At 33.7% G+C, this 19,966-nt stretch carries 18 protein-coding genes; 15 read left to right on the top strand and 3 right to left on the bottom strand.

What is annotated here, in order from left to right; translation table 11 throughout:
* The 15 genes from DG508_RS03960 to DG508_RS03890 form a co-directional block, all read left to right on the top strand.
* Window positions 1-784: phage baseplate assembly protein V (locus tag DG508_RS03960; protein WP_234418167.1), on the top strand; the 784-nt coding region annotated here is incomplete at its 5' end.
* A gap of 23 nt (window positions 785-807) precedes the next feature.
* Window positions 808-1,713: a hypothetical protein gene (locus DG508_RS03955; RefSeq protein WP_108866891.1), complete on the top strand. Its 906-nt coding sequence runs from the start codon at window positions 808-810 to the stop codon at window positions 1,711-1,713.
* Window positions 1,714-1,732: 19 nt separating this feature from the next.
* On the top strand, window positions 1,733-3,937 hold the full coding sequence (locus tag DG508_RS03950; protein ID WP_108866894.1) for a DUF4280 domain-containing protein: 2,205 nt from the start codon (window positions 1,733-1,735) through the stop codon (window positions 3,935-3,937).
* Window positions 3,934-4,605: a hypothetical protein gene (locus tag DG508_RS03945; RefSeq protein WP_108866890.1), complete on the top strand. Its 672-nt coding sequence runs from the start codon at window positions 3,934-3,936 to the stop codon at window positions 4,603-4,605. Before DG508_RS03950 ends, DG508_RS03945 begins: the two co-directional genes overlap by 4 nt.
* Before the next feature lie 44 nt (window positions 4,606-4,649).
* The gene (locus DG508_RS03940) at window positions 4,650-7,592 is read left to right on the top strand and encodes a hypothetical protein (RefSeq protein ID WP_108866889.1); all 2,943 of its coding nucleotides are present in this window, start codon (window positions 4,650-4,652) and stop codon (window positions 7,590-7,592) included.
* A complete protein-coding gene (locus DG508_RS03935) occupies window positions 7,589-8,698 on the top strand; it encodes a hypothetical protein (RefSeq protein ID WP_108866888.1) in 1,110 nt (369 codons plus the stop codon). Before DG508_RS03940 ends, DG508_RS03935 begins: the two co-directional genes overlap by 4 nt.
* Window positions 8,699-8,830: 132 nt before the next feature.
* A complete protein-coding gene (locus tag DG508_RS03930) occupies window positions 8,831-9,343 on the top strand; it encodes a LemA family protein (protein WP_103866813.1) in 513 nt (170 codons plus the stop codon).
* A 3-nt stretch (window positions 9,344-9,346) separates the two neighbouring features.
* Window positions 9,347-10,540: a DUF3137 domain-containing protein gene (locus tag DG508_RS03925; protein ID WP_108866887.1), complete on the top strand. Its 1,194-nt coding sequence runs from the start codon at window positions 9,347-9,349 to the stop codon at window positions 10,538-10,540.
* A 36-nt stretch (window positions 10,541-10,576) separates the two neighbouring features.
* Complete coding sequence (locus DG508_RS03920; protein WP_103866809.1) at window positions 10,577-11,344, top strand: hypothetical protein; 768 nt, start codon at window positions 10,577-10,579, stop codon at window positions 11,342-11,344.
* A gap of 104 nt (window positions 11,345-11,448) precedes the next feature.
* Window positions 11,449-11,997, top strand: coding sequence for a hypothetical protein (locus DG508_RS03915; protein ID WP_108866886.1), 549 nt, complete (start codon window positions 11,449-11,451; stop codon window positions 11,995-11,997).
* 348 nt (window positions 11,998-12,345) lie between these two features.
* On the top strand, window positions 12,346-13,941 hold the full coding sequence (locus DG508_RS03910; RefSeq protein ID WP_108866885.1) for a hypothetical protein: 1,596 nt from the start codon (window positions 12,346-12,348) through the stop codon (window positions 13,939-13,941).
* A 485-nt stretch (window positions 13,942-14,426) separates the two neighbouring features.
* On the top strand, window positions 14,427-14,717 hold the full coding sequence (locus tag DG508_RS03905) for a helix-turn-helix domain-containing protein (RefSeq protein ID WP_108866884.1): 291 nt from the start codon (window positions 14,427-14,429) through the stop codon (window positions 14,715-14,717).
* Window positions 14,718-14,771: 54 nt separating this feature from the next.
* Complete coding sequence (locus DG508_RS03900; RefSeq protein ID WP_159090651.1) at window positions 14,772-16,001, top strand: hypothetical protein; 1,230 nt, start codon at window positions 14,772-14,774, stop codon at window positions 15,999-16,001.
* On the top strand, window positions 15,998-16,252 hold the full coding sequence (locus tag DG508_RS03895) for a hypothetical protein (protein WP_108866882.1): 255 nt from the start codon (window positions 15,998-16,000) through the stop codon (window positions 16,250-16,252). Before DG508_RS03900 ends, DG508_RS03895 begins: the two co-directional genes overlap by 4 nt.
* A 396-nt stretch (window positions 16,253-16,648) precedes the next feature.
* A complete protein-coding gene (locus DG508_RS03890) occupies window positions 16,649-17,395 on the top strand; it encodes a HEPN domain-containing protein (RefSeq protein WP_108866881.1) in 747 nt (248 codons plus the stop codon).
* A gap of 59 nt (window positions 17,396-17,454) precedes the next feature.
* Here the strand turns inward: DG508_RS03890 and DG508_RS03885 are convergent, their stop codons facing one another.
* The 3 genes from DG508_RS03885 to DG508_RS03875 are packed head-to-tail and all read right to left on the bottom strand — an operon-like array spanning window position 17,455 to window position 19,964.
* Window positions 17,455-18,267 (bottom strand): hypothetical protein, encoded by an 813-nt coding sequence (locus tag DG508_RS03885; RefSeq protein ID WP_108866880.1) that lies wholly within the window; start codon window positions 18,265-18,267, stop codon window positions 17,455-17,457.
* A 10-nt stretch (window positions 18,268-18,277) separates the two neighbouring features.
* Window positions 18,278-19,348 (bottom strand): hypothetical protein, encoded by a 1,071-nt coding sequence (locus DG508_RS03880; protein ID WP_108866879.1) that lies wholly within the window; start codon window positions 19,346-19,348, stop codon window positions 18,278-18,280.
* Window positions 19,341-19,964: a hypothetical protein gene (locus DG508_RS03875; protein ID WP_108866878.1), complete on the bottom strand. Its 624-nt coding sequence runs from the start codon at window positions 19,962-19,964 to the stop codon at window positions 19,341-19,343. The genes DG508_RS03880 and DG508_RS03875 overlap by 8 nt, the downstream gene beginning before the upstream one ends.
* Window positions 19,965-19,966: the final 2 nt, after the last annotated feature.

Raw genomic sequence — 19,966 nt, 5'->3', positions numbered from 1 at the left:
AGGCGGCGTATACAAAAATGAGTTTGAGGCAGTAGATGCCAATTTTGATGCTTACCCTAAGATGGATATCTACAGATTCCCAAAAAGTGAAACACAAACCGCCACTGTAGTAGAGAATTCCGACCCAGATGGATTAGGAAGAATCAAAGTACAATTTTCTTGGCAGAAGCCATTAGGAGAGCGTACACCTTGGTTACGTATGATAACCCCACATGCAGGCTCAGACAAAGGATTTCATTTTATCCCAGAGATCAATGAAGAAGTAATGGTAGGATTTGAAGGCGGTAATGCAGAACGCCCCTTTGTATTAGGTGCTTTGTATAATGGTAGTCAAAACCCATCATCATGGCAATCGCAGAATAATGATATAAAAGCAATTAGAACAAAGAGTCAGCACACCATTACTCTTGATGATAGTAATGGGGCAGAAATGATTACGATTACCGATAAGAATAATAATATCATTCGTATAGACACAGCCAATAACAATATAGAAATCTCTGCATTAGAGAATATGACGCTGAATGCTAAAAACATGCAAATCAACGTTCAAGAAAATTTAGATGTTTCAGTAGGAGAAAACAAGAGTGAAAACATTGGCAAAGACCAAATGGTAACAGCAAGAAACAGTACTGTTCTAATAGAAGAAACAGCTACGTTACAATCAAGAGAATTAGAAAAAAGTGCAGAAAGAATAACGATGAATAGTACCCAAGAAAACATGGAACTCTCTAGTGCCAAACAGGTAGTAAGTAATAGTAGTGAAAAAAACATTTTAACCTAAATCATAAGTCTTTACTACCTATTATGGAGCCACTAACCTTTGGAGGATATTATGAGCAGAATAAGGATGATGATCGTACACATACTCGAATGTATGGTGTACAGATCACTATGGAGCAACAAAACAATACAGATACGATTCAATTTATGATGCAGACTACTTGTCATAAAAATGAAAACAGCTATTTATGGGAAGTAACTCTTCAAAAATCAGCCTTACAAGTAAATCATAAAAAACCACGACTGTTTAAAACCGCATATGATCTTATGTTTAGCACACAAGTGCTCTATCCTATTACGGTTATGGTAGCCCCCAACGGGAGTATACATACAATCACAGATATATCATATACACAAGTACAAAAGCGATTCTCTCAATTTAAACAAGCTATACTGCAAGAGTCTACAGGAGTACAAATTACGCAATACCTTGATAGCTTAGCACAAGGTATTGACACCAAAAAGAAGCTACTGCGCTATTTGAAATCTGATTGGTTTTGGGCGATCTATTTTCAAACGATATATACCGCTATAGATCCTGTTACAAGTTTGGTAATGCCAATAGATCATACTCTAGGATCAGCAACATATAATGGTAGATTATCTATAGAAAAATCACTAAGTTATTATAATACCCGACAACATATATTTACAGGAGCTGTAGCACCTTCTTTTTTAGCACAACACCTTAGTATTCCTTATGACAAAGTAACAATGGATAGTACTTATGATTTTGAGAAAGACACAGGAGTATTGAAACATGCTACTGCCATACAGCATTGCAAGGCTGGTAAGAGCGATTCAAAAACAACAATACATCTGTACCACCTTAGCGAAAAAGATGCAGAAATCACCGCTATGACAGATGACACCAAAGAAGAACAACCTAGTATATTTCAAAAAATGCAACAAATATTACAATGGTTGTAACAAAAAAAAGAATACAGAAATGAGTAATACGGAACACTTAGTATGTCATGGAGCAATATGTAGTTGCCTTTTTGGAGATGCAACCGATACCTTGGAGGTAACCACACAGGATAAAAATTTTATCAATGATGATGCAGGAAGCGAAAAACTCATAGCCACCAATATGGAGCTAGGGCAACCCTTTACGGCAAAAACCTTTGGGCAATGCAAGTTACAACCAGCAGGAAGCAGTTTCAAGATATGTCAACCCATGATACAATCATGGCAAGGCTATACCGATAAAATGCAACTCTCTGCCAATGCAGGTTACCCATTACTAGAAGGTAGCAAAGCCGTCTGCGCTATTTCGGGATCACCTTGTGTTGCAATTGATTTTCATGGACAAGTAGCAGCACCATCAGCCACCGCTTTTGAGGAAACCCGACAAGAAAAAGCCATCGCACAACAAATCAATCCTATACCTACAGATACAACGCAAAAAAAGGCAATACAGTTTAGTACATCAGATTTTGGTACAGAAGAAGATGAAGAGAGTGAATATACCTTAGAAAGCACCTATGTACACGATCATTTTAAGAATGTTGCCAATGATATTATCAAAGGTTTTGAGGGTGATAGTAATAGTGTAGTATATCAATTGTACCAAAAGGTAGCCAATGGGGGCATTACAAACCCCACAACAGTAGTGACCAAAACCCCTGTTTCAAATCAATTGGCATATTATGATACCAGCGATGAGCAAATTAAAGTGTGGGAAAAAAACCTGGTTGCTATAGAGAATGATACCGATAAAAAAATAAAATTAATACAAGCTCTCACAGAAGCTTATAGCACACATATTGATACCAAAGTAAAAGATCAACTCGCGATCAAAGAAGAAGTAGCCGTTTATGAGTACGATGTATTTCGCTTTGATGGGGTGCATGATACTACTATCGTCTTAGGGCAAGTAACATCGCCCGATTATAGTGGTGATTTGGTGCTTGATATTCCAAAAGATGATGCACCAGCCTCATCAAAATGGGTAAAAAGTGGTCCAGGGCAATCTGTAAAAGAAATACCTACTTTTGAGAATCCCAAAACCCAACCCAAAGGATGGCCACCAACATTAGGGTTAAAATTTAGTTATAGTCTACAAGGTGGGTTTACTACCAGTGTGTATGCAGGAATCTCCTATCAGGTCGCTCGTATGGGCGATGCACATCTTATGCCTAGTGTGAATGCTGCATTAACCTATTATGGTAATGGCGCACCAGGGACTTCTTATCTAAGCCCTCATTTGATCAATGCCAGTATTACCCCAGCTATAACACTAGGATACAAAACAGGAAATGCACTCAACCTTAATCTATTTAATAGTTTTACAGGATCAGGGGTCAATGTACCTTATGAGTATGCCTTTACTTGGGGAGCGACAGGGGTGCTAAGTTCTGGTAGTGTTAGCAAATCGTATGACAAAAATGAAAACCGTATAAAAGATAAATACAACAAACATGATCGTAACAATAGGCATCAATTACTAGGAGGTGCTGCTGCCAAAGTGGGTAATTTTATGATCTCATCCTACAATGATATTCATGAACCTTTTTTGTTTTATGGCATGGATTCAGATCAATATTGGTCGGCAGGAGTGCAATTGCAAGCCAAGCTAAAACACCAAATACATATGAGCTATGCTTTTGACCTGTACTATGGTAAATCTAATAACGAGATGCCCTATAATCTGGATAAAAACATAGCAGGACAAAACTATGATTATCAACAATTATTTGCCCTATTGCTCAATCGTGGGCAAGAAACCTTTACCACTACCGATGCAATGGGTAATAGTAACACCCAAACCAAATTTGGATATGGTACTTTCTGGCCATCTAATATGATGCATGATGCCATCCCGTTTCCTGAGGTACCAAAACCTCCTACAGCACCTGTACCTGAAAAGTATAAAAGTGAATTTGAATTTAGAGAAGCTAAAATAAGACATAAAGAAGCTATTAAGGAGTATAATGAAAAAATGAAAAACCACACTATAAGTATACAATTAACACCTAATCCTACGTTCCATCATTTGTTTGTAGTTTATAAAAATAGAGATAATACAATAGATTTAGAGCGTTTAAATACATATATGAATGCAGATGTTTTAGACAAAAGTAAAAACCTGGAGAAATTCTTTACTTTAGAGAAAAAATTTAAACAGCAAGAAAAAAACAAAAAAGAATGAAGAAAATAGTTTTTGTTTTAGTGGTATTTTCTATTTGTATTGCTTGTGGCACACACAAAGAACGGAAAGAGTTTAGAGTACAATTTAATGAATACTTGATTTCTAAAGGCCTAGATCCTAAAAAGGTAGATGGAATGGAATATATAGAAGAATATATGGAAGTTGAGGAAGAAAGAAAGAAAGAAAAATTACTAAACCACCCATACTTAAAAACCAACCAAGTCTATATTAGTAAAGATCAAGAAGACGATTATTATGTATTTAAAGTCTATGACGATGAAGGTCATGCATATATTGGTAGTTCAAACATTGTGGGAGAAAATCTGAGTTTCCCAAAAGATGGAGTGATTACAGTAACAGACCCTATTATTCTTGACTTTTTAGGATTTTATAAATTAGAAAGTAACAAATTAACTATAAAGCGTTGGAGAAATACAGCTTATCGAAAATGGTATGAAAATGATATTGGGTTTGTACGTAAGGATTCTCTATATATTACCGGATGGTATTATGCAAAAGAAATAGGTTTTAAAAGAAAATGGCTAGCGATTACTCATAAATCTGATTTTAAAGCGCGATATGCCCCCAATCTAAAAGCTAGAAGAAAACCTGGGCGAAATAACACCAAGTTTTTTTTAATAGAAGAAGGTAGTTTTAAAGTCAAGTAACAATAAGGAAATAAAGAGAATAGCACCTTTAAAAAATGTGTTTGATGAAAATGATACAACAATATAATGTAAAGATCAAAACCACCTACAATGATCAAGTAATGGCCGATAATACACTTCGGTTAGACTTTGATACGATGGAGCGTACTGCCATACAGTTTGAGATCATAGAAGACGACAATACTGCTATCGATTCTACATTCTTTGAAGACATCGAATGGGTTATTTTTGAAAACTACATTCGCGTAGATCAGGATGATTATACAGGAGGGCGTAAGGCAGAGATACACCTTTATAAAGATCAGGCAGGTGCGCATGATTCTCCCTCGTATATAGAGATTCAAGCCATACACCCTTTTCAAGGGGTTATGGATACTGTGCGCCTAGAACTAGTTGCTACACCCAAAATCACAAAAACCGATTGGGTAGACCTAGAAACATTACAAAACTGTACAGAAACAAAATTCAATACCATAGTAGGTATTGACCTTGATGGAGAAGGTATTTATGCTATCCCCCTTACCATAGATGTATATCTTACAGAAAATGATCAACATATTGACTCACTTACAGCACATAAAGATCGTAGCCTGCACCAGATACACCTCAAAAAAGAGTGGCACACCCGTCACCGAATCTTTTTTAGTGTTGTCAAACAAGTATATTTTGTAGTTACCTATCTAGGGCATGATGGTATCAAAACTATTTATAATGGCAAACAACAAGGTAATTTACTTACTGTAGATGGCATGCAAATAGGCAGTGGCCCTAAAATGCCTGATACTGGCATTATGCCTGTAGTGGTTGGTACTAGAGAACAATACTATACCCAACGCTACGAACCCTGCAAATATCAATCTATTGCCTATACCTTTGCCGATCAACCTCAAGTAACTATTTTTGAAGAAAGTGATCAACCCACCGATACCCCACACCGCCAACCAAATATTACAGTACAAGTAGGAGCGCACAAAAAGCCTTTGGTTATCGAGGTAGCAGGACATACCCCCCAAACCAAATGTTCTGCTGTAGAACGAGGCGAACAAGCACACACACCGCGCATTATTAATACCGAAGAAATACCCACAAAATACATAGATACCTATGAGGGTAATACACTATCCTTTATCCCTTATTTTCCTTACAAGTATATAGATGATCAGGGGCTAATCCCTCAAAATAACTATCTCAATTTTCTGTTAGAATATTTTATTCCTCCAGAAACAGAACAACTTGTGATCCCTGTAGAAACCTGTAGATATACCAAGAATATAAATGTAGCTATTAATCCAGATATAGCGTGGGCTTTCCATTTTAGATGCGCACTTAGTTCTGATCAACTCGAAAAAAAACCTGATCAGCTAGAAGTCATGGATCGCAAAGAAATGTATTTTAGAGAAATCGAAGATATCAAGCTACACATTGGGCTTAATAAATTAATAGAAAAGCATAGGAATATCATAGAAAATATAGGGAGTCATTTTATATTAACAAATCTACCCAGTGCAGGACCAATAAAAGTAACAAAAAAGTTTATTATGAGCTTGGTTGTTGATTATGTGAAAAATATCGGGGCATGTTTTGGGATGGGGCTACATACCTATTATAACGAAGAAAATGAAAACACCCGACAAATAGCTAGTTATACCCAGCGATACCCAGAGATTACCAATCTATTAATATCGTCTCCAGTAGCACTTATAATTTCTATAGAAATTTTGATACTTATTTTTTCTGGGGGATCTTCTGCGGCGGCAAGATTTGGATTTAATATTAGCTCAAAAATGGCACGACAAGCTGCCAAAATAAGAAAATACTTAGATACGTTTCAATGGGTAGAGCGCAAAAATGAGCATGGCGCATTTCATATCGCATGGCCAGTCATCTCATTATCTCTAGGCAAAGGATATCGTGCTCACCCCGATGGTAGCTCGGGATATCATTATGAGATCAAATGCACGGCAACCCCTATTTTTGGGTTAATTTTTAGATCAGAAAATACTATAGGTGGACTTTTGGTAGATAACTCTCCCATAGGAGTAGGATTTGATATAGCCCGATTGGCAACAAGTATGGTAGGTAAAGTATTAAAACTAAAACGATACTCAAAAAATGCAAAACTAGCCAAACGTGTATTTGAGTTACAACGTAAGCAAGGGGCTAGTAAATTAAAAACTGTAGTCGCTACACGTGCTGCCCTACATAAAGGCTCAAAAAACAAAGCCTTTATTACACCAGGTAGTGTGATAGGCATACTCAATAAAGCAGAAGATAATATCAAAAGCAAAGTTGATACTATTGTTAAAGAAATGGGGCTGGAATTTAACTTCTATTTCTCGGTAGAAGGAGTCTATAGTGCCAAGTTTGAAGTAGACATTAATCTAGATGATCCCAATGTCCCACAACTCACTATGCAAAACCATCTTCCAGATGGCACCTATACCAGTTATAGCAGAGATAGTGTAGATAGTAAGGGGAATAAAACAAACGAAGTAGCCTATAGTCGTAAAAAAAGTATCAACGCTTATGCCTACCTTGCCATCAACCATGATTTGATGTTTATGACCAATTGGATTGCTCCTTATGTACCCGAGTGGCTTGGGGTTACCGAAGAAGAATTTAAAACCGAAGTAGCACAAACCACTGTTGCTGGTAAAGCCATGCTAAAAGGGGGAATCGCTTTTGAAATCAAATACGGCTGTGATACCCACAAAGGCCCCTATATGCAAGAGTTTACACATTTCTCAGGTATCTCAGGGAGCTATAGGTTGAAGGTGAAGAAAAGAAAATATGAAAACGAAGAGATAAAAAAACCAGGAAACCAACCCACAGTAGCTAGCCCAAAGATAGAGAAAGAACTACCTATGGTAGAATTTATATTGATGAAACCCTATACCCTTGGGGGCAAGAAAGAATACCTGTTTACCCAAAAGGGGATCACCGATGCTCTAAAATACAGTAGAAAAAACACACTTAAAATAATATGACCAGGAATATGATCCCAAAAACACTAGCAATAGTATGCCTATACAGCCTTATCGCCTGTGGGCAACACAAAGAGAAAGCTGTATCTAATAAAGTTGAAGCACAAAAATCTAAAACCATGAATACCACGGCTCAAGCAGAAATCGATTTATTAAAAGTACCTGTTGATAGTATTACCGCAGATAATATCGTAGAAGTAATTGCAAATCAAGTACAACGCTATGAGGTAGAGCCTATCTATTATCTGCGTATCGGCAAAGCCAATTGTTTGATAGAGGTATTGGTAAATGATATCCCTACGTATAAAAATTATACCTTGAGCAATCTGGCAACCCCACTAGAAATCAATGATAATATCTTAAAAAGCGGTACACAAACCATCACAGTACGTATGTATCCTGTGGGTGATTTGATCAAAGAAGAATATGACTATGGTGATACCGTCACTACACTGGGTGATGCCAGTGCAGTGCAGATTACTATAATACAGGCAGATCACAAAGGCAATCAGGGCATGGATGATGAAGAAACTGTAATTGCCCACCATAGCCCTACCAAAGATGAAGCGGGTGAGGTATTTACTGGCTCAGGATTACCTTTTTATGAATATACCTTTTCTTTTGAAGCTACTGTGCCCTACCATATCAAAAATGGGTGGGACACTGCTATAGATTTAACCAAACTAGATCAAGACTATGTAGAACAACAAGCAGTAACCTATTATAACAATTTTTTACAACAATTTAAAAAAGGGAATGCTGATGCAATAGCAAAACTGAATTATACAGGTATGTTGATACAAGCACAAACCTATTATAACACTAAAAAGGAAATACAGGAAGTATGGGATGAAGATATAGAGTTGTTTACCAACCCAACCCGAGAGGTATACCCTTTTGATAGTGGGTATAAAGTATTACAATGTGCCTCTGGGAGGGGGGTTTATTTACGTCATAAAAACCCAGAAGATCCTCAATTATTACACAAAAGTATGGCATGGTTATACTATGAAAAAAACGGTACGGGTAGAGGGAATTTTTTCAACAATTACCTCTACTGCCCCAAAAAAGCCTATAATAGAAAAAAACTAGTATTTCGAAATATGTAATGGTATGAAAAGAGTACAAGATTTTATAGTACACTTGTTTGGGGTTTGATTACGGTATAAAAAAGATGTGGTAAAAAGAGGTTTATCATTACATAGAATTTAAAATTAAGATAGTATACAAAATTTATAAATATGATTTGGACATATAATAAAATTGTCAAAAACAAAAATCAAATTCGTTATACAATACAAAATATTGATGTACAACTCAAAAAAAGATTTGAAGCATTACCCAATATTGCTACTACAGTAAAGAAATATCTAACTCATGAAAAAGATGTACATTCTGATATAGCAAGACTTCGAAGTCAATATCAGGCATCCAGTACTAGAGAAGAAGGATTAGGTTTAGAACAACAATTATCAGAATTATTAAGTACAATTATGGTAAGTGTAGAAAACTACCCTGAACTTAAATCAAATGAATCTGTTATTCTTTTACAACGTAGTATTAATGAATTTGCAGCGCAAATCTCTGCATCCCAAAGAGCATATAACAGTGCTGTACTAACCTATAATGATTCAATTTCTGTATTTCCAAGTAATATAGTTGCAGGTATATTTGGCTTTAAAAAAGAAGAATACATGTCAATTATCACTAATGAACAAGAAAGGAAAAATATAGATTTAAACACCTATTTGTAGTTTATGAATCAAATTTCAGAACATTTTGAAGCAGTAAAAAAACAAGCTAGTACAATTAAACCTCCTTCAAAATTACGTCTTATAGGCTCATCCCTTTTAGTATTAGCTTCAGTATTAGCATTTATAATAGCCATTGTATGCTTTTTTATAGGAATTATTGTGTGGATTATTCAATATGATACAGATGTAATTTTTCTTATTGCAAAAAGTAGTTTTAAGGGTAGTATTGGTGGGTGGATTTTTGCCATTCTTATTTTTCGCTCATACTTCAAAGACACCACTAAATTTAAAAACACTAGTGTTTTAAGACAGGATTTCAAAATGGATATTCTTCCACAAATGATTGCTTCAACCTATGGAGATTTGAAGTATCAGTTTGACGGTATCGTACACGAAGATCATATATTGGAGTCTGGTTTTTTTCCCCCTTCTTTTCTTACCTCCTTAAAAGAACGTTGGTTTTTTGGCGATGATTACTTTTCAGGAAAAATAGAGAATGTAGACTTTGAGTTTTGTGAACTCTATTATAAAACGAAAGGAGTAACAATAAGTGGGTGGGCTATAATTATCATTATGTTTACTATTTCTATTAGCCTTCTTTTTAGATCTGATATTGATTTGCCCTCTTTAGGAATCGGTGATGATGAATCTTTTTTTGATACTCTAGGAGAATCAAAACAAAAGAGAGTAGAACAAAAAATAGATCGCACCAAAGTAAATCAAAAAGCATTTTTGTATGGTACAAAAACCAATTTTAGAGGTTTCTTTATGTATGCTGATTTTCATAAAGATTTTGAGGGGATTATAAATATTCGTACCAAGAAAAAGTTTGGTATCCCAAAAATGTTTAATGTTTCAAAAACAATGAATAAGATTCGTGTAGAAAATGCATCGGTAAATAAAAAATATACTATAAGAGCAACAAACACACAGATGGCATACTATGTTTTAAGTCCAACAATTGTAGAAGCTATAGATAAGTTAAGCACTAGATTGGGCAAACATTTATCTATGACCTTAAAAGATGGAAAGTTATACTTGATCGCACCTATGAACAAAGATTTTTTTGAAAATGTCACCATTGATAAAAACAGTATTAGTGTAAATACTATAGAGGATATTCAAAACGATTTAAATGCTATAAGGGACTTAATCACGACACTCAATATCAGCAATCGTATCTGGACAAAAGCATAAGTTTATTCACACAAATAAATCATTATAACAAAAAAAATGAAAATCAAAACTCAGGAAGATGTTGATTCTTTAGATATAAAAATTCAGAACGAATTGGGTATCGATTTAAAAAAGTATAGGAATCCAGAGGTGGTAGAAAACATTATGGATTTATTATTATTCCCCAAATATATATTGAATTGGACAATGCGACCCGTTCTTATTTCTTTTGTAATATATATTATAGGCTATTTTATCATTGATTTAGTACATATAGAATACATACTGTACGCTATCATCGGATTGGTTTTATTTTTGATTACAGGGGTGTTGGCTGGATTGTGGTTCTTAACTTTTAAACTAAAATCTGATATAAATGCCATCATACAATATACTCTTGATATTTTAAAATCTTGTGTAGTTGATATAAGTAAATTGAGTACAAACAATTTGAAAGAAAATCCAAAAGATACATTACAACTGTTAATGAAAGGAATTACACATATTATTACAATTCCTGTATTAACTGATGTTATTTCAAAAAAGATCCCCCTAATTGGACGATTGATCAATAGTATTATAAAGAGAATATTAATTTCAATCTCGAATAAACTTCGTTTTAAATCAACTGAAGACACTACTGTACAAACAGGAGAAATGACTCCATCACAAATTATAGAATTTTATACAAAAGCTGTTATGGGAGCTTCTAATGGATTAAGTACTGTCTTATCGATATCTACTCATATTGTTCAGCTACCTATTAAAATTAGTTTTGGAATCATCTTTTCTATTCTAATGTTATTCATCTATTTAATTTGGTAATGATAGGTTTTAACAAAAGAGGTATCAAAATTAAAAGTATTTATGATGTTTTTACAACTACTAATATCCTCAAGTAATTATGGCCTTTTAAAAATTAGTATAACATGAACACAAACTCAATTGAAAATATCATACAACATATCCTCAATCCAGAATTTAGGTGTAGTATCCTCCCAAGGCATTTATACACATATATAGATTTTACTACCAAAGGGATTACAAGAAAGATACTAGGAGGCAAAGAATCTTGCTTAATTAATATAGGAGAACGAGCATCACAGATGAATATGGAAACTGCTTCGGTATTAATTCTTGATCCTAACCAAAAGATTGTGTGTAATCACAATTTTAAGATAAGAACATGCTACCCTCCTGGATACAAAAAAGACCAGACTCCGTTTCTAGTAGATTATACCATTCTTTTGTATCAAGAACCTCAAGGCACTGATTATTGCTATTCTGTATGGGGAAAAAATGACAAACTGTTAACCTATGGGTATGCTATCACTTTTTATAAGCAGAAACAATTATCCAAACTCTCTAAGCATGATTTTATGACAGAATGCGGTCAATTGATGAAATCAGAGGAAATAGACTACAAAGGAAAAACAAAATTCAAAATTCAATATTCAAATCAAACTACACGAAGTTGATTTTGAAAATAGTTCCTGGACAATACATTGTTATTAGTAACAAAAGTTCTATAAAAATAATATTTCTTTACCACTAAATCTTTCCTTGCTTCAATATTTGTAAAACTCGCTAATAAACTATAAATTAGTCTAGTAAACACATTTGAGTTGAAAAATTCAAACCGTACAACAAAGACAATTCCTACCCTTTGTTTTAGCCATAGACCCATGGTATTGTATACGTTATTTTGCAATTAACCTATTTCAATGTATTTAGGTTGCATGTGCATTTTCTCAAAATAAGAGATACCCCATATCACCAATCGACTATAGAGTTTAACTAAAAACTGGAAAAGACAAATTGTGCTTATGGAATACATCAATATATTACGTCGCATCTTTGATGAAGATATGAGGTATTTAAACTTTAATTATTTTAAAACAACCTATTACCAAACCTATTTAAAAACAGAGCATTCAAAACTACAGACCTACTATTTATTAAAAATAAAAAAAGACAATAATGGGAGTTGCTCTATTCTATCTCATACAGAGACTCCTTTTCATCCTGGTTTTTCACATTTAACCAAAAAGAAGCGCAAAAACATTCTTTCAGAAATTTCTGATTGTACTTTGAATAATTTTTTACTGAAGAACTTTTCAGGAAATGAAATAACCCTTAATTATGTATTTCTGAAAGAAAAGATTCAATGCTCCAGTGATCCTACCCAAGAGTATCTCACTTTAGAATTATATGCAACCCTTTGCATTGAAACCATTGAAGCAGAAACCTTATGCTACTATTATTACTATAAACTCATGGAGGATATCCGTCAGGGATTTACCCGCTACCTTGAAGATTTGTATTTTGATGAAAAGAAAACAGAACAGAAACGTTCTATTCTCATCCGTAAGTACCAACATCAACTAGGTAACTACCTTAGTGATTTAGAACTTCGTTTTAATAGCGATAGTAGTTGTATCAATATCGAAGAAATTTCTTTGAACAAAACTGTTTGTGATGTATTCAAGTGTATTTATTTGAGATTAGAAGAGATCCTGTTATTTTTAGAAAGAAGTTGTTATGATTATATAGATAAGCAGAAAGAAATCCCCTATTTACAACGTAAACGATTTATAGATCAATACTATGACACCTCAAAAAAACTCATCACACTAATCAAGAATCAAAAACTCCCCAAAGAGATTGAAGTATCTGTTTGCAAACCCCTAAAAGCAATCCTTGAGAGTAATCTTACATCTTTCAGTTACTTACGAAGAGAATACTACCGAAAATATATAGATGTATTTACGCTTTTGTTACAAAAGCTAAAGACACCCAATCATGATCAGATATATAAACTTCTTATTGCTCTAGATTATAATAACCATAATATTTATAAAGCTATGGAATGGGAAATGATCAATGAAATGGATATGTACGATCAAAAGATTGAGAAAAAGAAGTATTTGTATACCCGATTGGCCCAAATAAAACAGATTGCTGTTACCTCCCCTTTTAAATACAACCTGGAGTTCCCTGGCCTAAAGGAGTACTTAATCCTATGGATTACACAGATGATTGATCTGGTAGACCGACAAATGGAACTTGAAGAGTTTCATCAACTTCAGGTACAGCATCCTATTTTAAAAAAAGGAGATTCTTCCAGACCTGTAATTCAGAAACGCAGAGTCAATATAACTGTTCACGAAATTGCATTATTGGCCAGATTATTTTATGAGACTGGAGTCATCTCTATAGAGAGCAGTAAACAAAGATATTTTAGGTTTTTATCAAATACCTATAATACCAAAAAAGAAGATACGATTTCAGAACATACTATTAAAAACTCGTTCTATACCCCAAAAATAGAAAGCTATAAACCTATAGAAGAATTACTGATTCGTATGATTACCAAACTCAATAAAATCAAAGGTAATTGTAGTCTAAACAATAAAATATAAGGATCCATTTTTAAAGAGAGTTCACACAATATCTATAGTCGTATAGTTCAAAAAAAAGACCAACAATAGTCTTCACAAGTGTTAACGATTTTAACAAACACTATAACCGCCTGATAATCAACAAGTGCTGTTTGGTGCGCAACAAAACGATTTTATAGGACTTACCAGCGTTTTTTTAGAATCTTTAAATTTTTTTTATGTCATTCTATGTCATTTAGGGCTTTTTTTATCAATATAAACACCTGAAAAACAATACATTAATTTCATTGCGCAACAAAACGTATAGAAATCGTATTGTTTTTTCTGTTTTCTTTATCACTATGATGTTTAAGGTAGAATTCGGGAGTTACTTTTTCGGATATATCTACAAAGAATCAGATAACAGATAGGATCCTGTTTTTTTAAAAAACTGTTATCATATTTCTTCAGCAGTATTACTCTTTTACATCTTTCAAAAAAGTAGAACATAAAAAAATAAAATACGAATGGAATTAATCATATTCGAAAAGGAGAGTTACTATCGATTGATGGAAGAAACGATGTCCTTGATGTATAAAGTAGTTCGGGAGGCTTTAAAAGAAGAGCAGAAAAATATGACTAGAGAAGATGATTTTATCTCTACCATTGAGGCAATGAAATTATTAGGAGTAAAAAGCAGGAACCGTTTATATGAACTCCGTAATGAGAAAATTATTGAATACTATCAACATGGACGAAGGGTGTTATACTCCAAAAAAAGCCTTCTGGAATACTTAGAAGGCCAGAAAATCAAATAACAATATACTGGTTTTTGGAGATACGTCTCCAAAAACCAAAAAAAAGCAGAAATTATGACTTCAGAAACATCACCATCTATACGCCCCTATTATGATTTCAGTACTATATTTATGGCTACTAAGAATTTTATAGATCGCCATAATTCTACCCATGATCAGCTTACCAAACGTTTGAATGCCAATCATAGAGCAACAGCAGAACTCATCACTCGATTATATGCCAAACAACTCAATCATGCCGTTACACTAGGAGAAGACATTACAACACAGCTCCCTGGCTTTAAAACCTTTAATCCTAGTCTGGCCACTTGCAAAGGTTGTACTATTAGAACTATTATAAATCACAAGGAACGCCTGAAAGCAGCAGGATTTATCATCAAAGAGATTCACAGAGGAAAATCAGGAATAGAACTCTGGATAAATCCAGCCATTTTTATTCCTAAAAAGTTATTCACACCCCCTAATAACATTCAATCTGATATTGCAGAGATTACCAATACTTTAGGTCTTAAAGTGAAAAAATTACACCCATTAGTTCAAGAACATCAAGAACAAATAAATAATAATAGCAGTGTGAATAGTTTAACATCACAAAAAAAAGGAATTCGCCTATCGGCTCATGAATCTACTATAAACTCCGTTACAGGAACATTACAAGAACAAGACAAGAACACCAGGGAAAGCCGAAATTCTGACTCAAAAAAGCAAGCTGGGCGCAAAAAAAATGCCTCAAAAGCAGTGTCAGAATCGGCTTTTTTACTACAACTGGTGCGTGATTTCTGGGCATATGCCAAGTTAGCACTGTTTTCAGAACTTATTTTGAGTGATGCAGAACAAACCGAGGTGCTCAATCATATTTGGGCATCGGTCTATCGAAAATTCAAGATCAAAGGCAGTAAGAAAGATTGGGAAAACTATCAACAAATTCTCTATAAACGAGTAGATATGGTTTCCAGATACTTACAACGCAATCCCAATCGATGGGTAGCCCCTCCTCATTTATACTTCGATCCAGAGAACAAACGCAACGGATTTGCCAAAACCTACCAATGGTTTATAAAGCAAGAACTACTGAAAAAACAAATTAGAAATCAAATCCTGATTCAAAAATCAGAAAAAGAATGGAAAGATCGCGATCAGGGTAAAGGCAGGTATAAACATAAAACCCGTTTGCAACTATTTAGAATTCAACAACAGTGTTTGTCTGCATTTAATGATGAGAAACTACTACAGGAGTATGAAAAGAGCCTGCAGCGTACTCTCTTTAAATCCACTGGTGTATGATCTCTGGTATGCCAAGTAATTCTCTTACCAAGTGCATTGTATATTTTCATGATGGCAATACCTGTACCTTTTACTCTTTTGATAAGATTCATAAACGATCAAAACCAAATAAAGCATTAGGGGTTCGTAGGCTAGACAAAATGCTTCTTAGAGGACGTTTAAAGGGAACATGGGAGACGGCCATCATTTATGAGAACCACCAAAAAGGTAAAGAAATTGCTAAGTATAAAAATGGGATTCGTTTATTTTAATCTTTGTAAACAAAATGTTTACATCTCGAAAAAGAAAAGGTGTTTACAGTTGGAAGCCGCTATAAATACAGGCATAGGTATACATTGTAGTCTCGCTTCTTTTACTGCATACCTCACGGTACACCAGCTTGCGACTTACTAATGGTTCGAAACGTTACTCCCGCCCATAAGGGACTTGCACCCTCTAGATAAGTTATTTATCTTCGATAAATAATAGGCACACACAAAACCTAAACTGCATTAAAACGCAGTTTAGCCCAATAGTTAGCAACAAGCTGAAAAACGAAGGATTAGCATTAAGGTGATGCGCAGGCATTAACGTAAGTTTTTTGACAGAATTTAGGTTACTGCCTGTTAGGTTGGTTCGATTCCAACATCCTTCACTATATAGAAGATATGATTGTAAGAACTAACGCTTTTAATACTTTACAAAGACAAGTACAAGAAACATTTGATTTCGCTGTAGTTGTTTGTCATTCTGTTCCTGCGTTAAAACTACAGATGAATCTATTGGATAAGGGAACTATAAATCAATTGCCAACACCTGACTATTTTACAATTAATACCACAACAGAATTAAGAACTCAAGCAAATGGATATAAAGAAAAGCTTGCAACATACTTGTTTTTAAGTTCATTTTCCTTTTTTGAAAATTATTTCGGTTCTGTGTTAAAAGAAGTATTTGATTTAAACACTTCTATACCTGACAAAGCCACTCTTGAAAACAGTCTGAATAATAATACCGACACAAAACCAAAAAGAGCCTTAAAAGGAACTTATGATAAGAAACATCATCAACGATATGAAAAGTATTCTTCTGAACTAAAAGCAAACGGATATATATCACCTGACGAACTATTAAAGATTGTAGCGTTCAACAACTTATATAAAACAGTACAAAATCTAAAAGCTAATGAAATCCCAGATTTTCTAATATCTCATTTTAAAATCGAAATTACAGATACAGAAAAAGCACAATTCAGTACTTATAGACAACTACGGAATGATATAGCCCACGGAGATAATCCAAATTTAGATTTAAGAAAAGTAAAAGAAGCGAATGCCTTTTTGAGAAAATTAGCTGCTAAAATAGATGCCTTTTTAACTGAACATTATATAAAATTGAATAACTATTTGGAGTGAAAAGCCAGTTGCCAGGCGCGCCGATAGGCTAGCGCTATATGCTTAGTTATTGTAAAACGTTATTGCTCTTCATAATGCTTTTTTACGTCAACTAAAATTTTATAAATTACTTTATCATTGCCTTCTTGTCTTCTGCGTTCCCAAAAGGTAATTCTCCAATTTTCTGAAGCGGAATGGTTGTAGTTTTTTTCGCCTCGTGCTTCTACTTCTTTTAAAAATAGAGTTCTATCTGGTGCGTTATTTAATATTTGATAACCTTCTAATAAGTTATTTATTGGGTTTTGTAAATGTTCTTTATAAATAGCATCGGTCACATAATTTTGCATTAAAGGTTGGTTTTTTTTGTAAAAAGCAGTGAGCTTTTTTGGGTCTCGTAAGTTATACATAAACCCACTATAAGCAATTAACTTTAGGTAATTACTATTATCTTCTGTGCTGTTTTGAAAATCTTCTATCCTTAAAAAACCGCCTAATACCATATACCGTAAACCATTATTGATGTATGAGCTTGCTATGCTTTTTATTAAAGTTTCTTCGCTTATTTTATCTAAAATAAAATAGTTGAGTGTTTTAGAACAGTCAATAGCTTCTTCTTTATTGTAATTTGGGTTAGCATTATTTATACAATTGGCAACTATTACTTTTTGGGTAAGTGGTATGTTGTAATCTATTTTTGTAAGTAAATACTCCTCTTTCTGTAAGTCTATATCAAATTGGTTGATGGGTAATTGTTTATGTTTTAATTGCTCTTTTATATGTCGCATTAATCTAGATTTGCGCTCTGTAATATCATTGCTGCGATACAGGTAATAAGCCGCAGCTAGCATAGCAATACTAGCAATGATGAGTATAATGGGGATTGTTTTTTTCATTTTAGCAGTTTTATTCGTAATGATTTTTTATTTCTAACAATACTTGGTGCACATATTCCATTGTACCTTCGGTAAAGCGTCTGTCCCAAAAACTGTACGCCCATTGATAGTCATCTTTAAACTCCTCTGTATTTGGTAAGGCATAAAATTCTGAATCGTCTAAATCATATTTTTCAAAATGTTTTTTGTAAGTATTGGTTTGAGTAACTGTATTATAAGTAGTAAAAAGCTCATCTATAAAAGGTTTACATAAGCCATTGTAGCGTTTTTGAGGCATAAAGCTGAAGAAATATTGCTTGCCATTTTCCCAAATATTTTGAAACGTTTCTACATCTCTATCTGTACGCTTTATGTATTTTTGGTAGTAATCAAGCATGCTTAACTTTTTAAGAGTTTTAGCAATCTCTATAGCATCCATCTCAGAATCGATATTCATATCCAATTTATAATCAGGATATTTTACAGAGCTATTATAATAGTTTAATGCCTCATTTAAGTTGTAATAAATTGTAGCGTTATTGTTTAGTTTTTCATTATCTAAAGTATGGTCAAACAAGGTGTTTAAACTTATATACCAAAATTTTTCTGAATGAGGCTCTATAGTGTAGTCTAATTCCTGAGTTAAAGTTTCAAGTAATAGATTGTGATTTTGGGCTTCTTTAAAGTGTTTCCAATCGCTGTAAAAATTATTAAAGCTGTACAAAATAGTACTTGTTTTATTGTCTGCTAGCTCAAAATGCCCTAAAGTATAACTAGTTTGGTCTGTAGTTTTAATAGGGTTTTTTATATACTCGTATTGCCATAAATTTCGATTTGCGTTGAGGTATTCTAATATTTCTTCGCTTACATCTACATCGTGATTTTCTGGTAATTCCCCAATTTGTACCCAGTTGTTATCGTTTTCTGGCAAACTATAATAATTATGAAAATTTTTATCTAATAGATCAATAACCGCATTAATTTCATTATCGGCTTTTATACCTCTTAATTCCAAATACGTTTTATAGTTATTAAACAGTATATAAATACTTATTGCAAAAATTAAAAAGCTGACTAAGTGTAGTATTCGTGTTTTATTCATTTGTAAAATATTTAAATGATTCTTTAACTTTTACACCGTTTAAGTAGAGTGTTGTGCCGCCAGCGCCTGTACCATATGAATATTCTGTTGTACTTACCTCTTTAGTCAAAGTATTATAATTTATAGTACCAAAAACGGTATGCGCAGTGCCTGCTGAATATGAAAAATGAAGCACTACATTATCATAATCTGTTACCATTGTAATACGATAACCTATATAAAATCCAAACCAAAGTTCGTCATTTTTTCTTTCATAATTAAAAACGGAAAAAGTTGGGATTTCTGAATTAGTATTATGATAATTAGTTACGGTTTTGGGTATTTCAATCTCTGAATGGTAGTTTTTTATGGTATATAAAACAGCTTTTGTTTCATCAGAAATTGACTCTGTTTTTTGCGTGATGCAACTTGTTATTTTATTGGCATACGCTCTATTTTCAGCTTTAAGTTGGTCTATTTCTTTTTCAAGCACAGCTTTGTTTTCTTCCCAACCTCGTTTTCTTGCGTTAATTTGTACCCTAGTTTCATCATCGTAATATTCTTTGCTTCCTATCCAAACACTAACACCTATGGATAAGAGCAAAAAAAGTAGGGCAAAACGTTTTAGGTATTTCATTG

It is taken from the genome of Aquimarina aquimarini (assembly GCF_900299535.1).
In the GTDB taxonomy this organism is placed as follows: domain Bacteria; phylum Bacteroidota; class Bacteroidia; order Flavobacteriales; family Flavobacteriaceae; genus Aquimarina; species Aquimarina aquimarini.
Note: the sequence above shows the minus strand (reverse complement) of the source record. Positions and strands in the feature narration are given on the sequence as shown.

Excerpts from the sequence above, each read along its gene's own strand:
- DG508_RS03955 (WP_108866891.1), top strand. The coding sequence starts at position 808 with ATGGAGCCACTAACCTTTGGAGGATATTATGAGCAGAATAAGGATGAT.
- DG508_RS03950 (WP_108866894.1), top strand. The coding sequence starts at position 1,733 with ATGAGTAATACGGAACACTTAGTATGTCATGGAGCAATATGTAGTTGC.
- DG508_RS03945 (WP_108866890.1), top strand. The coding sequence starts at position 3,934 with ATGAAGAAAATAGTTTTTGTTTTAGTGGTATTTTCTATTTGTATTGCT.
- DG508_RS03940 (WP_108866889.1), top strand. The coding sequence starts at position 4,650 with ATGAAAATGATACAACAATATAATGTAAAGATCAAAACCACCTACAAT.
- DG508_RS03935 (WP_108866888.1), top strand. The coding sequence starts at position 7,589 with ATGACCAGGAATATGATCCCAAAAACACTAGCAATAGTATGCCTATAC.
- DG508_RS03930 (WP_103866813.1), top strand. The coding sequence starts at position 8,831 with ATGATTTGGACATATAATAAAATTGTCAAAAACAAAAATCAAATTCGT.
- DG508_RS03925 (WP_108866887.1), top strand. The coding sequence starts at position 9,347 with ATGAATCAAATTTCAGAACATTTTGAAGCAGTAAAAAAACAAGCTAGT.
- DG508_RS03920 (WP_103866809.1), top strand. The coding sequence starts at position 10,577 with ATGAAAATCAAAACTCAGGAAGATGTTGATTCTTTAGATATAAAAATT.
- DG508_RS03915 (WP_108866886.1), top strand. The coding sequence starts at position 11,449 with ATGAACACAAACTCAATTGAAAATATCATACAACATATCCTCAATCCA.
- DG508_RS03910 (WP_108866885.1), top strand. The coding sequence starts at position 12,346 with ATGGAATACATCAATATATTACGTCGCATCTTTGATGAAGATATGAGG.
- DG508_RS03905 (WP_108866884.1), top strand. The coding sequence starts at position 14,427 with ATGGAATTAATCATATTCGAAAAGGAGAGTTACTATCGATTGATGGAA.
- DG508_RS03900 (WP_159090651.1), top strand. The coding sequence starts at position 14,772 with ATGACTTCAGAAACATCACCATCTATACGCCCCTATTATGATTTCAGT.
- DG508_RS03895 (WP_108866882.1), top strand. The coding sequence starts at position 15,998 with ATGATCTCTGGTATGCCAAGTAATTCTCTTACCAAGTGCATTGTATAT.
- DG508_RS03890 (WP_108866881.1), top strand. The coding sequence starts at position 16,649 with ATGATTGTAAGAACTAACGCTTTTAATACTTTACAAAGACAAGTACAA.
- DG508_RS03885 (WP_108866880.1), bottom strand. The coding sequence starts at position 18,267 with ATGAAAAAAACAATCCCCATTATACTCATCATTGCTAGTATTGCTATG.
- DG508_RS03880 (WP_108866879.1), bottom strand. The coding sequence starts at position 19,348 with ATGAATAAAACACGAATACTACACTTAGTCAGCTTTTTAATTTTTGCA.
- DG508_RS03875 (WP_108866878.1), bottom strand. The coding sequence starts at position 19,964 with ATGAAATACCTAAAACGTTTTGCCCTACTTTTTTTGCTCTTATCCATA.